This window comes from Thermonema rossianum DSM 10300 (genome assembly GCF_000426825.1).
Taxonomy (GTDB): domain Bacteria; phylum Bacteroidota; class Bacteroidia; order Cytophagales; family Thermonemataceae; genus Thermonema; species Thermonema rossianum.
Genome location: NZ_AUGC01000016.1, coordinates 1 through 14,324, shown reverse-complemented (window position 1 = coordinate 14,324; position 14,324 = coordinate 1). Strand labels below are relative to the sequence as shown.

The following is a 14,324-nucleotide window of genomic DNA, read 5'->3' as shown; positions in this document are numbered from 1 at the left end:
CTGCTTTTGTTTTTCAAACCAAGCTTGTCTTATGCTAAACACCTTCAATAAAACCAAAATAGTAGCAACCGTGGGGCCGGCTTCTCGCAGCCCGGAAATGCTTTTGGCGCTGGCGCGCGAAGGGGTCGATGTTTTCCGCCTCAACTTTTCGCACGGTTCACATGAAGAGCATCTCGAGGTCGTACGTCACATTCGTGCCATCAATGAACAATATGGGTTCAACCTGGCCATATTGCAGGACCTGCAAGGTCCTAAAATACGCATTGGCGAAATAGAAAACGGCGAAGTAGAACTCAAAAAAGGGCAACGCTTCGTCATCACCATAGAAGAAACCACAGGCAATGCCGAACGGGTAAGCACGACCTACCAAAGCCTTCCGGAGGATGTCAAAGAAGGCGAAATCATCTTGCTCGACGACGGTAACATTCAGCTCAAGGTGCTGGAACGCACCGAAAAGGAAGTTATCACTGAAGTGCTCTATGGTGGTGTGCTTAAATCAAGAAAAGGCATCAACCTGCCTTTCAGCCATCTGTCCACGCCCTGCCTTACAGAGAAAGACACCGAAGATTTGTATTTTGGACTGGAAGCAGGTGTGGACTGGATTGCCCTTTCGTTTGTGCGCACGGCTACCGATGTGCATCTTTTACGCCACCTTATCCGGCAAAAAGGCAAAAATACGCGCATCATTGCCAAGATAGAGAAGCCGGAAGCCGTAAAAAACATAGACAGCATCATAGAAGCCGCCGACGGCATCATGGTGGCACGTGGCGACTTGGGCGTGGAAACCTATGCCGAAGAGGTGCCCGTCATTCAAAAAATGATTGTGGATAAATGCAAACGGGCAGCCAAGCCGGTGATCATCGCTACCCAAATGATGGAAAGTATGATACAGAATCCCCGCCCTACTCGTGCCGAAACCAACGATGTAGCCAATGCCGTCATTGACGGCGCCGACGCCATCATGCTCAGCGCCGAAACGGCAGTAGGCAAATATCCGCTGGAGGTAATCAAAAGCATGGTGCGCACCATTCACTTCACCGAAACACACATTAAAAGCATCTATCATCAAAACTTGGAAGTAGCCAACCAACAGTCCCCCGATTTTATTCACCACAGCTTGGTGGCGGCAGCCTGTACTTTGGCTAAGCATACGAATGCCAAAGCCATTGTGGGCATGACTCATTCGGGCTTTACGGCATTTCGCACCGCAAGTCACCGGCCCGAAGCGGATATTTTTATTTTTACCAGTAACCGGCAGCTGCTCACTGCCCTTAATTTGGTATGGGGCGTGCGGGCTTTTTACTACGACAAATACGAAAGCACCGACACTACCTTCCAAGACATAGAAGACATTCTACGGGAGCGGGGCTTCATTCGCGAAGGGGATGTTATCATTAAAATGGCAAGTATGCCTATCAAGGCGCGGAAAAAAACCAATACACTCAAAATCAATATTGTGGAAAAACCCAAACCTTAATTTCAAAAAGACGAGCCGTGTCCCTTCAAAGGTACGCCTTTGGGGGAACACGGCAAGAATGACCTGTCTTGCTTCAAGATATGCATGCCACTATCAAACCGGAAGGCAAAAAAACGCAGCCGGCAGTTTCCGCATAAATGTAAAAAAGCTGCCCGTTCACAACGAGCAGCCGGTACAATACTAATAAACCGGGTTACTCAATCATTACAAAGCCATTATATCCTTCACAATCGATATAGATCCTCCCTTTTTCATCTAATGTAATTGCATCAAAAGAAAGGACATTTACAGGAAGCGTCACCGTCCACTGTTTCCATTGTCTGCTTGCTTTATCGAAAGCCCGGATATAAGCCGTTCCTTCTTTTACATAGAAAAACATCCAATAGTTTCGCAGCATAAGCGGGTTCAATGAAATACGATAACCACCGGAAATCCAATTAGTGGGCAAAATGCCATCCGGTACCGCGAGGGTTTCAACAAGTTCTCCGGTTTTTATATCGCTCAGTTCCAAATAATACTTGCCTTCTTGTTTTTTGTAAAGAAGTGCATATGCGTATCTGTCATCATTGGAAAAGGAAACGTATCGTTTATCTTGTGATAATGTTTTTTCCCACAATACTTTCTCCTGCTTCATATCCAATGCAAACATTTTAAATGATAGATTGCTCACGCCTACTACTATCAAAGCCAAGTCTTTGTAAGCAGAACTAAAATATTCCCCAATCCAGAGTTCTATTTTGTCCGACAGCACGACCCTTTTCTTTAAAGTGCCGTCCGACGAGTAAAAAAGGATTTCATTATCATATGCTTTCAGTACTGCAAAGCTGTTATAGTTCGACACGAAGTAGTTTGTAAAAGCATTTATTTCCGGCACCCTCATGCCTTGTCCGTTGTCCAGGTCGATGATATAGCAATCGCCATTGGAATTTCCAATTGCATATTTTCCTACAACGCCACGTAAACTAAATAATCCGGGGGTGCTGCGCTCCCAAACAATGCTCTTGTCGTCAATCTTCATCATAATCAGGCGGGCATCTCCTGTTCCAACTCTTTCATGAATCAGGGCCATGTCTTTGTAAATCAGGATGGGAGCCCCGGGAGCTTCAATATAATAATAACCGGTGTACAGTACGTCACCTGTATTTACATCTACGAGGGAAGACATCCCCCAGGCGTCCCTATAAAGAGTAATGCCATTGTAATAGCTTATCAAATCCGCCCCATGCCCTACATTATAGAACTTTGCGGATGAGTAGTTGCTTCTGCCGGAGATGTAATCGAAGCGATTCTTTGAGGCATTACTTGAAACAATTCCACGATCGACTACCGATGGCGCCACGTCTTTGTCTTTTTTACAAGCAGTAAGCAGCCATATACCGGTAAGTAGCACAAGTGTCCAAGCGGTGTAGCGTGTCATAGTTGTTTTCTTTTTAAGTTTAACTTGCCAAGGCAATGGTACGAATATACGGTCTGCTGCTTATGGACGGGCTTTTTTGCAAGCTTGCAACAAGGTTGTTTATTCAAAAAAAAAGAGGCGACTTCCAAAGGAAGCCGCCTCTTGCGGTGGAAGAGTTCAGGGCTATGATTACGCTTCTATTTTGTCCACTACTTCGAACTTCACTCGTTCTTCGTTGCTGTCGAAGGATACGTGCACCACGTCGCCTTCTTTTACTTTGCCCGCGATGATTTCTTTCGACAACTCGTTGAGTATGAGTTGCTGAATGGCTCGTTTCAGCGGACGGGCACCAAATTGCGGGTCGAAGCCTACGTCTGCCAAGAGGTCGTAGATGCTGTCGTCCACTACCAATTCGATATTTTCGGCTTCGAGGCGTTTGTTTACTTGTTTGAGTTGTATTTCTACTATTTCGCGGATGTCTTCTTTCGACAGCGGGCGGAACATAATGATTTCATCCACACGGTTCAAGAACTCGGGACGCAAGTTGCGTTTCAGCAAGTCAAGCACTTGTTCTTTGGTTTGTGCCACCACCTCGTCTTCGTTCTCGGGGGTGATGTTTTCAAAGTTGGCTTGAATGAGCTCAGCCCCCATGTTCGAAGTCATGATGATGATGGTGTTTTTGAAGTTGACCGTGCGCCCTTTGTTGTCGGTCAGGCGCCCGTCGTCAAGCACTTGCAACAAGATATTGAACACGTCGGGGTGCGCTTTTTCTATTTCGTCCAAGAGCACCACCGAATAAGGACGCCGGCGCACTGCTTCGGTCAATTGTCCGCCTTCGTCATAGCCTACGTATCCGGGAGGCGCACCGATGAGACGGCTCACCGAATGGCGCTCTTGATACTCGGACATGTCGATGCGCACCATGGCGTTTTCGTCGTTGAAGAGGTAGTCGGCAAGGGCTTTTGCCAGCTCGGTTTTACCCACACCGGTAGGACCTAAGAAGATAAACGAACCAATCGGACGGTTGGGGTCCTGCAAGCCGGCACGGCTGCGCCGAATGGCATCCGATACAGCACGGATGGCTTCGTCTTGCCCTACCACACGCTTGTGCAGCTCGTCTTCAAGGTGCAAGAGCTTTTCCCGTTCGCTTTGCAGCATCTTCGATACAGGGATGCCGGTCCAGCGCGATACGATTTCGGCGATGTCCTCGGCAGTAATTTCTTCTTTCAACATGGGTTTTTCGCCCTGTATTTCATGCAGCTGCTTGCGCAGTTCTTCCAAACGCTTCTCGGCTTCGAGGATACGCCCATAGCGTATTTCAGCCACACGCCCGTAGTCGCCTTCGCGCTCGGCTTGCTCTGCCTCGATGCGCAGGTTTTCGATATCTGCCTTGATGCTCTGTATTTGCTGCACAAGCTCTTTTTCTTGCTTCCACTTGGCTTTCAGTGCGTCGCGCTGTTCCGAAAGCTCGGCGATTTGCTTAGAAAGGACTGCCTCTTTCTCCTTGTCGTTTTCACGACGGATGGCTTCGCGTTCAATTTCCAATTGCATGATGCGGCGTTCCAGTTCGTCGAGCTCTTCGGGCATAGAGTCTATTTCGATGCGCAAACGTGCCGCTGCCTCGTCAATCAGGTCTATGGCTTTGTCGGGCAGTTGGCGGTCGGTAATATAACGCACCGAAAGCTCTACGGCTGCAATGATGGCATCGTCTTGAATGCGCACGCCATGGTGTACTTCATAGCGTTCTTTCAAACCACGCAAGATGGAAATGGCATCTTCGATGCTGGGCTCATCGACCATGACCGGTTGGAAACGGCGCTCCAGTGCTTTGTCTTTTTCTATGTATTTCTGATATTCTTTGAGCGTGGTAGCCCCGATACAACGCAGCTCGCCACGTGCCAAAGCCGGTTTCAAGAGGTTGGCAGCATCCATGGCGCTATCGCCGCCTGCACCGGCACCAATCAAAGTATGGATTTCGTCGATGAACAAAATGATTTGGCCATTCGAGTCAGTTACTTCTTTAATCACCGACTTCAAACGCTCTTCAAACTCGCCTTTATATTTGGCACCGGCTACCAGCAAGCCCATGTCAAGGGCTACCAGTTGTTTGTCTTTCAGGTTTTCGGGCACGTCGCCGGCCACAATACGCTGTGCCAAGCCTTCTACAATGGCAGTTTTACCCACACCGGGCTCACCCAACAAGATAGGGTTGTTTTTGGTGCGCCGCGATAGTATTTGCATCACACGGCGAATTTCTTCGTCGCGCCCGATGACGGGGTCCAGCTTGCCTTCTTTTGCCAGCTTGGTCAGGTTCTTCGAATAGCGCTCCAGTGAGCGGTACTTGGCTTCAGCATTTTGGTCGGTTACACGTCCGCCACCGCGCAGCTCTTTGATGGCTTGTATGAGTTGCTTTTCGGCAACGCCCATATCTTTCAGCAGCTGCGCTACGCGGTCTTTACCACTCAAAAGCCCCAATAAAATATGTTCAACGGCAACAAATTCATCGTTGAAGTTTTTGAGATAGTCTTCAGCGCGCTTGAGTGCTTGTGCCGCATCGTTGGACAAATGCGGGCTGCCACCACTCACCTTGCCATAAGAGCTGATAATTTCTTCTAATTTGCTTTTCAGGTAGTTCAGGTTTACGTTCAGCTTCTTGAACAGAAAACCTGTTACATTTTCGTCGCTTTCCAGGACGGCCTTGAGCAGGTGTCCGGTTTCCACTACAGAGGTCTGATTGGCTTGTGCAATAGACACTGCCTGTTGGATGACCTCCTGCGATTTGATGGTATACTTGTCAAAGTTCATATCTTATCCTCCTTTTTAATTGTTGTTTTTTGCCTTTTTTATATACAAAGGGCAAGCCAAAAGGCAACACAAGGACATAGTGGCAGATTTTGTCATAAAAACATTGTAAAACAAAGACAAAGTGTCTGATTTTGAGACAATCGTAGGCAGTTTCTTCTTTCCGGGAAATAAAAAAAGCACGGGCGAGCGTGCCCGTGCGATATGTTTTGTGCAGTTAGGTTTTTTTATTGCTTTGGTGGGAAGGTCATGCCCAAGTTATGGAAGGTAAACGCCCATATGTCTGCCCATTCGTCTATCAGCTTGCTGACCGGCTTGCCGGCGCCGTGTCCGGCTTTGGTATCGATACGAATCAACACCGGGCGCTCGCCTTTTTGATGCGCTTGTAAGGCAGCAATAAACTTAAATGAATGAATAGGCACCACCCGGTCGTCATATTCGGCAGTGTAAACCAAAGTAGCCGGATAGTCGGCATCTTTTACATTGTGCACCGGTGAGTATTTGAGCAAATATTGAAACTGGGTGGAATCCTCACTGCTTCCGTACTCATTGACCCAAGCCCAACCGATGGTAAACTTATGGAAGCGCAGCATATCCAATACGCCCACGCCCGGCAAAGCCACCTGAAACAGCTCAGGGCGCTGTGTCATGCAAGCCCCAATGAGCAAGCCACCGTTGGAACGCCCCGAAATGGCTATTTTTTTAGGGTTGGTATATTTTTCTTGAATCAGATATTCGGCAGCGGCAATAAAATCATCGAATACATTTTGCTTGTTTTCAAGCATGCCGGCTTTGTGCCATTCTTCGCCATATTCTCCTCCACCGCGCAAGTTGGCTACAGCATAAATGCCCCCGGCTTCCAAGAAAGGAACTATGCGCGGGTCGAAGCCCGGCAAGATACTGATATTAAATCCGCCATATCCATAAAGATAGACGGGGTTGTTGCCATCTTTTTTCAGACCCTTTTTGTGAGTTAAGAACATATGCACGGGCGTGCCGTCTTTGCTTTTATAAAAAACCTCACGCGTTTCGTAAGCCTCACTGTTGAAGGTGCTTTTAGGACGGAAAAACACTTCGGTTTGTTGTTTTTCTATGTCGTAACGATACACCGTAGGTGGGAACAGATAAGAGTTGAAAACAAAGAAAGTCTCTTTATCGCTCACTTTGCCGGTAAAGCCCCCCACAGTACCCAGGGTAGGCAACTGTATTTCGTTTTCAAGCTTACCGTTGACATTGTACACCCGCACCCGGTGGCTTGCATCCTTCATGAAAACGGCAATCAAGCGGTTGCCCACATGCGCCACACTGCTTAAGACTTCGTCTTTCGGCTCGGCAATGATGGTTTGCCACTGCTTCGGTGCAGGCTGCCGGGGGTCAACCAATACCAAGCGGTATTTTGGCGCACCGGCATTGGTCAGCAGCAAAATCTTGTTGCCCAAGGTACCTATTATGCTGTTTTCATATTCGGTAGTATTGATAAGCGGTTTAAAAGCAGCCTGCGGCTGTGCCAAGGGACGCCACCAGATGGCATTGCCGCCGGTGCCTTCAGGCATATGAATGAATAAATACTGCTCATCATCAGTGGTTTGAGTGTAGAAATTTTGCAAAGGACGCTTGGGGTCTTCATGCACCAGCAGGTCTTCATCTTGCGAAGTACCTACTTTATGATAATACACCTTGTGGTATTCGTTTTTCGCCTCGTATTCTTTTCCTTTGGGCGGTGCATCATAGCGGCTATAGAAGAAACCATCGCGATACCAGGAAATGCCCGAGAATTTCACCCAACGCAAATGGTCATCGAGTGTCTTTTTGGTTTGTAAATCAATAATTTTTATTTCTTGCCAATCGGAACCACCTGCAGAGGTAGAGTAAGCAAAATAACGCCCGTCGTGCGAGATACTCCAATTACCTACTGCCACTGTTCCGTCTTCGGAAAGGGTATTGGGGTCAAGCACCACTTCTTCCGCACCGTTGATTCCTTTGCGCCGGTAAATCACACTTTGGTTCTGAAGCCCATCATTCTTGGTGTAATAGTAATAATCCCCCTCGCGCGTGGGTGCACTCATGCGCTCGAAGTTCCACACTTCTTCGAGGCGCTTTCTAATAGCCTCACGAAATGGAATTTTATCCAGGTAAGAAAAGGTAAGTTTGTTTTGCGCGGCTATCCACTCTTGCACCGCCGCCGAATCGGTATTTTCCAACCAGCGGTAAGGGTCGGCTACTTCCGTGCCGAAATAGTTATCGACCTGCTGAACCGTTGGGGTTTCGGGGTAAACAATTTTGTCCATTTTGTTTTGGGTAGTTTCTTGTGTTTGACAAGCCCCCAAAAATAAGCATCCGAGCCAATAGAGATATTTTTTCATAGGCTTTGATATTTTTTTGTTTTTAACGTAGTAACGATAAAAAAGTCAGAGAAGTATAATTATCTTTGTTCTGAAGACAACCATTTCTTTTCATGTGGCTTTGGGTTATCATCATCGGATTTTCTGCACTGGTGCTATTGGGCGTTTATTTGGAAAAACGAGCAGGTAAACGCGTCAAAGCCATCATGCGGCGTATGGAAAACAAAATAGAAAGCAGCCTCAGAGGGCTGTTTGGCAAATATTTAATAGACGGCACCATCGATACAACCGAGGAGGAGCAGATTGTGAAGCAAATTTATGACAGCCTTCGTGGCGATTTCGAGGTACTCATTGCCCATATAGAATCCGAAACCGGCGGGGTGGACCTCACGGGCATGAAATGCCGCTATTTGGAAGCACTCTACCATAAGCTGCCTCTTTATTACAAAAAATACACAAGCGGCAAGACCGAAATGAACACCGAAGACCGGCAGAATCTCGAAAGACTACTGCTTGAATGCATCACCTACACGGTCAGAGAGCACCGCATGAAACTGGACCAAGGCGATACCGGTTTCTTACAGCTGCCTTAAGGCTATTTGTCTTTGTGCTATTTTTTGTTTTTTTTCGACTGACAATATTCAACAAACCTCAAAGCTATGCTGGCACTGGTCGGTCGTTACTTTATTTTTTTGGGTAAAATGCTGTTTTTGCGTGAGCGCCCTCGTATTTACCTGCAAGCCATCTTGGACGAATGCATCTATATCGGCATTAGCTCCGTATTCATTGTAGTAATTGTTTCTACTTTCATAGGTGCGGTAACGGCCATCCAAACCGCTTACAACTTGGTCAGCCCACTGATTCCTAAGTATATCATAGGGCTGCTGGTGCGCGATACCACCTTGCTGGAACTTGCCCCCACCATCATCAGCATCATTTTAGCCGGCAAAGTAGGTTCCAACATAGCCGGCAACCTGGGCACCATGCGCATTACCGAGCAAATCGATGCTTTGGAGGTGATGGGCATCAACTCGGTGTCTTATTTGGTGTTTCCGAAAGTCATTGCTGCCCTGCTTACCTTTCCCCTCCTGGTGATTATGGCGGGTTTCTTGTCTATGTTGGGCGGCTATGTTGCCGGCGTACTTACAGGCGTGGTTACCGAATATGAGTATGTAAAAGGGCTGCGGGAGCAATTCGTTCCTTACAACATCACTTTTGCACTTATTAAAACAGTAGTGTTTTCTTTCCTTATTACCACCATATCTTCTTTTAAGGGCTACTATACACAAGGCGGGGCGCTCGAAGTAGGCCTATCGAGCACCCAGGCAGTTACAAGCAGTTGCATTGCCATTTTAGCTGCCGACTACGCCTTGGCTGAATTGCTGTTATAGTTGTCTTCTAACTGCAAACGTACAAGGTTGTAATAAATGCCCTCTTCATGGGCAAGCAGCTCTTCGTGTGTACCTGCTTCGGCAATACGCCCATTTTTCAGTACCAATATTTTATCCATGCTGCGCACGGTTGCCAAGCGATGGGCAATCACAATGGTTGTGCGTCCTTGCATGAGTGTTTCCAATGCCTGCTGCACTGCCTGCTCCGATTCGGCATCCAATGAGCTGGTGGCTTCGTCTAAAATCAGAATGGAAGGGTTTTTTAAGATGGCACGGGCAATGGCAATGCGCTGACGCTGTCCGCCCGACAACTTCACGCCCCGCTCTCCCACAACGGTATCGAGTCCATCGGGGAATTGAGCAATGAAGTCCCAAGCATTGGCTTGGCGCGCCGCTTCTATGATTTCTTCGTCGGTGGCAGCGGGCTTACCATAGGCTATGTTTTCGCGAATGGTGCCGCCAAAAAGAATGACCTCCTGCGGCACAATGGCTATATGGTTTCGCCATGCGCGGGTGTCGAGCGCCTGCAGGTCTTCTCCATCTGCCAAAATACGCCCGCTCAAAGGGGCGTAAAACTTCAAAAGCAACTGAATAATGGTTGACTTCCCTGCCCCGCTATGCCCTACCAAGGCTATCTTTTCACCGGCACGTATATCGAAGCTAATGCCCCGGAGTACCTCCACCTCCGGACGGGTAGGATAGGCAAAGCGTACGTCTTCAAAACGAATATTGCCCTTCACTTGCAAGGCGGGTAAATCTTTCTCAAGCGCAGGCACTTCGCCTTGCTCTTCGAGTATTTCCAAGATGCGCTCCGAAGCCCCAATGCTTTTTTGCAGCTGAGCGTACAAATCACTCATGCCACCAAGCGAGCCGCCAATGAAAACCGTGTACAGAATGAAAGAAAACAGTTCGCCCACTTGCAACTCGCCCGCTTCTACAAGCGTTGCTCCATACCAAAGCACCAACACAATGCCCCCAAACAGAGCAAAGATGATAAAAGAGATAAAAACACCACGGTAACGGGCGGCATACAGTCCGCTCTGTACGACTTCGTTCAGGCGACGACGGTAGCGCCCCAACTCAAACAGCTCATTGACAAAGGCTTTTACTACCTGTATGGCCTGGAGCGTTTCTTCCAATACCACATTGGCTTGCGCCAGCGCATCTTGGCGGCGACGTGACAATTTACGGATAAAACGCCCAAAGAGAATAGCTGCCACAATCATCACCGGAAAAGTGGCCAGCATCACCAGTGCCAAGCGTGCAGAGGTAAAGAAGATGACCGTCACGCCAATCAAGAGGGTCATCACTTGGCGGAAGAGCTCTGCCAGATTAAAGGAAAAAAGGCTTTCGAGCTGTGTGATGTCGGCACTCAAACGGCTGGTAAGGTCACCGGCACGGTTTTTTTCAAAAAAAGACAAGGGCAAGCCCAGCATCTTTTCATACAAAGTGGCACGTATGTCGGCAATAGAGCGCTCCGTGACGATAGCAAAAAGCCAAATGCGGAAATAAGAAGCCACCGACTGAATCAGCAGGATAACTAAAAAAGCAATAGCCACCCGGTCCACTGAGTTGAACCACTGCGCCCAACTGTCTCCCTCTATGATTTGCTTGGCTTTTCCAAATAAAGAAGTGTTGGCAGCATCGGTGATCTTGCCCGCAAGCATGGGAAATGCCAGGGCAGTAAGCGTAGAAACCACCAGGAAAAACATGCCTATGATGAAGTAACTTTTATAAGGAGCCGCAAAACGGGCAATACGCCACAGTTTTTTTAAACCCTCTTTGCTTAGTCGTTTTTTCTTTAAGTCTTTTTCTTCGTCTTTCTTCGTTTCCATTGTCCATTCACTTTGTCATTGACCATGCAATTTACAACAATTTGCCCGATGGTGGTGTTCAGTTACACGTGGTGCAAGCCTTACTCTGGCATTGCTTTTGAATAGTAAAGACATGAACTTGCGAGTTGTCTTTTTCTTTGTATTTTTATTGTGCATTCTAAAAGAAAAAACTGACATGGAGATTTTGAATCACCTGCTCACTACTGAGTCGCTTATCAGCTTAGTAACCCTCACATTCATGGAAATTGTGCTGGGCATTGACAACATCATTTTCATTTCTATCATTGCCAGCAAATTGCCGGACCACCAGCAAAAGAAAGGCACTAACTGGGGCTTGGTTATTGCCCTTATTCCGCGCGTGATTTTGCTGCTTGCCCTCTCTTGGATGATAGGCTTGAATCAAGGCCTGCTACAAATAGGCAGTTACGAACTAAGCGGACGCGATTTAATCTTGCTGGCCGGTGGCCTCTTCTTGATTTACAAAGCCACTACCGAAATCCATCAAAAACTGGAAGGCGACGAAGAGGTAGTTCGTAAGGGGGAAGAAAGTGGAGATGCTGCCTTTTTTAAGGTCATCGCACAAGTGGCGCTCATCAATGTTGTATTTTCCTTCGACTCTATTCTCACAGCCATAGGTCTTGTGGATGCCGACAAACCGGAAAACCTGTGGATCATGATTATAGCTGTAGTTTTATCCATGCTTGTGATGATGTTGTTTGCCTACCCTATTGCCCGCTTTGTGGAAGAGCACCCCACTATCAAAATGCTGGCACTGGCTTTCTTGCTGATGATCGGTACTTTGCTCACCGTAGAAGCACTTCATTACGAAGTCCCCAAAGGTTATATTTACTTCTCGATTGCCTTTTCTCTGTTTGTGGAATTGCTCAACTTGCGGCTTATCAAGCGTTCCCAAAAACCGGTACACTTGCATCAACGTTATGTAGCAAGTCAAGATGATCAAAGCGCACCGAGAAAGCACGAACCGGTACACAGTCTTATGCCGGAAGAAGAGAATAAGAAATAAACAAGTTGCGACATGCCTGCCTTCAAGAGTTTGAAAGAATTGTATTTGCATTATAAAGAACAGCACCCCACCAAGCTCAACTATGAGCAGTTTGGGGCGCTGGCTTCTTTTTTCCCTACCTTGCTGCTTATTCACAGCGATGGTGTCATTGATAAACAAGAGGCCATCTATATCGAAAAATTAAGCGTAAGCCTTAGTAATCTTTTTCGTGAAGAGTGCTCTTCCGAAGGAGCTCTGAAAATATTGCAAACGGAATTTAAAACGCAACTTGAGTATCTGCTCAATCACATGGAGGAATGGCAAGACACCTTCCTTGATACATTGAAAATGCATCTGACACAAAACCCCGAAAGCAAAGATCTGATAGCCAATGCTATTGAAATATTTGCAGTAGCAGCCCATAAGAACAAAGCAGAAGAGGTCAACATGTTGCAACATATACGGGAACGCCTTGAGTTGAAAGATGAGTAAGCATGAATAAATGGTGGAAATACCTCAAGTGGGAGTTTTGGCCTTTTTGGTTTTTCTATATCCCCGTTTACTTTTACTGGTTTTACTTAAGCTTACGTGCACGCTCCTTTGCTTTTTTTACTGCAGCCAACCCCGGCATGTTTCTCGGCGGATTCACCATGTATTCCAAATATGACATCTTACGCCGTATTCCTTCGCAATATGTGCCTAAAAGTCTATGGATAGCAGAAAATACCCCAGTTGAAGAAATCATCAATAAAATAAAGAAAAGAAAATTACGCTATCCTTTGGCAGTGAAGCCGGATCGTGGGGAACGAGGTTTCGCCGTGGCACGCATCGAAAACGAGGAACAACTTCGTAACTTTCTTGCAGCATACCCCGCCTGGGAGTGGCTTGTTCAGGAGTGGTGCGATGCCCCCATAGAGCTGGGCATTATGTATTGTCGAATGCCCGGTGCTTCACATGGACAAATCACCTCTGTTGTAGTGAAGGAGCCTCTGCAAATAAAAGGCGACGGGACCCATACAATCGGCGAGTTGATTAAAAAAGACGAGCGTTGCCGTTATCATCTCGATTTTTTACAAAAAACATACGCTTCCCGGTGGAATGAAATCCCCGAAGCCGGTAGCAAAATACAGCTCACTCATATAGGAAACCACAGCAGGGGAGCCACTTTTCGAAATGGTCATTACCTGCTTACCCCTCAATTGCAAAGAGTTATCAACGAAATTGCCCGCCATATCGACGGCTTTTATTTTGGGCGTTTTGATTTGAAAGTACCTTCCATAGAAGACCTATATGCCGGTCGCAATATCTGTATTTTAGAATTGAACGGCGCCAACTCAGAGCCTACTCATATCTATGACCCCGGCATGCCTCTATGGAAAGCTTACAGGGATTTGTTTAAGCACTGGCAGATGCTTTACCTCATCAGTGTAGCCAATCATAAGCGAGGTGTGCGATATGCGCCTTTTTCTTTGCTGTTGAAAGCCATCAAAAGCAATTTGTACAAGCGCAAAACATACGGGCAAAAGTAGGGTACCTCATATGGATTAACAACATAACAAAGCACACACCCAGCCCATCCTTTCATGCCCCCTTTTGTCATTTCGAGCGTTAGCGGGAAATCTCTTTTTGCTTTTTGCTTCTTGCGGCTTGGGTTGATGTGCTCTCTCACTCGCTGCGCCCGTTCGAGATGACAAGAAGGAAGAAGGAAGTCGAAAGAACCAAAAAGGACAATTACAAAAGAATAAAAACCCGGCTGTTTTGGGGCTTACACCTCACACCCCCTAAAAACAAAAAAACCCCCTTTTCCAAGGGGGCTTTCAGTGTTCATGTGGCGGCGACCTACTCTCCCGGGTGTGACCCCAGTACCATCGGCGCTGGAGGGCTTAACTTCTCTGTTCGGAATGGGAAGAGGTGTTCACCTCCGCTCATGCCACCAACAATATCTTTATCAATGCCTTTAAGCTCTCTACATACTGTCTATATCGAAGACTACATCCACGCAAAGAAGTCTCTCGGGGTATTAGTATGACTCGGCTCAACGGCTCTCACCGCTTACACCTGTCACCTATCTACGTCCT

General features: G+C 47.2%; 10 protein-coding genes and 1 rRNA gene. 6 read left to right on the top strand and 5 right to left on the bottom strand.

All coding sequences use genetic code 11. The features are described 5' to 3' along the window. Window positions 1–31 precede the first annotated feature (31 nt). Window positions 32–1,477: a pyruvate kinase gene (gene pyk, locus K384_RS10565; RefSeq protein ID WP_038032150.1), complete on the top strand. Its 1,446-nt coding sequence runs from the start codon at window positions 32–34 to the stop codon at window positions 1,475–1,477. Window positions 1,478–1,670: 193 nt separating this feature from the next. On the opposite strand, the gene K384_RS10560 is transcribed toward pyk, so the two are convergent. From K384_RS10560 to K384_RS10550, 3 genes are all read right to left on the bottom strand, one after another. Next, on the bottom strand, window positions 1,671–2,894 hold the full coding sequence (locus K384_RS10560) for a hypothetical protein (RefSeq protein WP_038032149.1): 1,224 nt from the start codon (window positions 2,892–2,894) through the stop codon (window positions 1,671–1,673). A 168-nt stretch (window positions 2,895–3,062) separates the two neighbouring features. Beyond that, window positions 3,063–5,678, bottom strand: coding sequence for an ATP-dependent chaperone ClpB (clpB, locus tag K384_RS10555; RefSeq protein WP_038032148.1), 2,616 nt, complete (start codon window positions 5,676–5,678; stop codon window positions 3,063–3,065). Between the two features lie 224 nt (window positions 5,679–5,902). Continuing rightward, window positions 5,903–8,038: a prolyl oligopeptidase family serine peptidase gene (locus K384_RS10550; RefSeq protein ID WP_038032146.1), complete on the bottom strand. Its 2,136-nt coding sequence runs from the start codon at window positions 8,036–8,038 to the stop codon at window positions 5,903–5,905. A 92-nt stretch (window positions 8,039–8,130) separates the two neighbouring features. Between K384_RS10550 and K384_RS10545 the strand changes: the two genes are divergently transcribed. After that, window positions 8,131–8,610: a hypothetical protein gene (locus tag K384_RS10545; RefSeq protein ID WP_038032145.1), complete on the top strand. Its 480-nt coding sequence runs from the start codon at window positions 8,131–8,133 to the stop codon at window positions 8,608–8,610. A 69-nt stretch (window positions 8,611–8,679) separates the two neighbouring features. Further along, on the top strand, window positions 8,680–9,408 hold the full coding sequence (locus K384_RS10540; RefSeq protein WP_038032189.1) for an MlaE family ABC transporter permease: 729 nt from the start codon (window positions 8,680–8,682) through the stop codon (window positions 9,406–9,408). On the opposite strand, the gene K384_RS10535 is transcribed toward K384_RS10540, so the two are convergent. Next, entirely contained in the window at window positions 9,381–11,243 is a 1,863-nt protein-coding gene (locus tag K384_RS10535) for an ABC transporter ATP-binding protein (RefSeq protein ID WP_038032144.1), read from the bottom strand. The genes K384_RS10540 and K384_RS10535 overlap by 28 nt on opposite strands. A 175-nt stretch (window positions 11,244–11,418) precedes the next feature. Between K384_RS10535 and K384_RS10530 the strand changes: the two genes are divergently transcribed. Genes K384_RS10530 through K384_RS10520 form a run of 3 tightly spaced genes read left to right on the top strand, consistent with a single transcriptional unit; the run spans window position 11,419 to window position 13,775 of the window. Next, window positions 11,419–12,267: a TerC family protein gene (locus K384_RS10530; RefSeq protein ID WP_051633327.1), complete on the top strand. Its 849-nt coding sequence runs from the start codon at window positions 11,419–11,421 to the stop codon at window positions 12,265–12,267. Between the two features lie 12 nt (window positions 12,268–12,279). Beyond that, a complete protein-coding gene (locus tag K384_RS10525; RefSeq protein WP_038032142.1) occupies window positions 12,280–12,738 on the top strand; it encodes a hypothetical protein in 459 nt (152 codons plus the stop codon). 2 nt (window positions 12,739–12,740) lie between these two features. Further along, window positions 12,741–13,775 (top strand): ATP-grasp domain-containing protein, encoded by a 1,035-nt coding sequence (locus tag K384_RS10520; protein WP_038032140.1) that lies wholly within the window; start codon window positions 12,741–12,743, stop codon window positions 13,773–13,775. A 297-nt stretch (window positions 13,776–14,072) separates the two neighbouring features. On the opposite strand, the gene rrf is transcribed toward K384_RS10520, so the two are convergent. After that, window positions 14,073–14,184 (bottom strand): 5S ribosomal RNA (gene rrf, locus K384_RS10515). Between the last annotated feature and the right edge of the window lie 140 nt (window positions 14,185–14,324).

What these genes read in the sequence shown, in the direction of transcription:
- K384_RS10550 (WP_038032146.1), bottom strand. Translation starts at nt 8,038, where the DNA reads ATGAAAAAATATCTCTATTGGCTCGGATGCTTATTTTTGGGGGCTTGT.
- K384_RS10520 (WP_038032140.1), top strand. Translation starts at nt 12,741, where the DNA reads ATGAATAAATGGTGGAAATACCTCAAGTGGGAGTTTTGGCCTTTTTGG.
- K384_RS10535 (WP_038032144.1), bottom strand. Translation starts at nt 11,243, where the DNA reads ATGGAAACGAAGAAAGACGAAGAAAAAGACTTAAAGAAAAAACGACTA.
- K384_RS10560 (WP_038032149.1), bottom strand. Translation starts at nt 2,894, where the DNA reads ATGACACGCTACACCGCTTGGACACTTGTGCTACTTACCGGTATATGG.
- K384_RS10525 (WP_038032142.1), top strand. Translation starts at nt 12,280, where the DNA reads ATGCCTGCCTTCAAGAGTTTGAAAGAATTGTATTTGCATTATAAAGAA.
- clpB (WP_038032148.1), bottom strand. Translation starts at nt 5,678, where the DNA reads ATGAACTTTGACAAGTATACCATCAAATCGCAGGAGGTCATCCAACAG.
- pyk (WP_038032150.1), top strand. Translation starts at nt 32, where the DNA reads ATGCTAAACACCTTCAATAAAACCAAAATAGTAGCAACCGTGGGGCCG.
- K384_RS10545 (WP_038032145.1), top strand. Translation starts at nt 8,131, where the DNA reads ATGTGGCTTTGGGTTATCATCATCGGATTTTCTGCACTGGTGCTATTG.
- K384_RS10530 (WP_051633327.1), top strand. Translation starts at nt 11,419, where the DNA reads ATGGAGATTTTGAATCACCTGCTCACTACTGAGTCGCTTATCAGCTTA.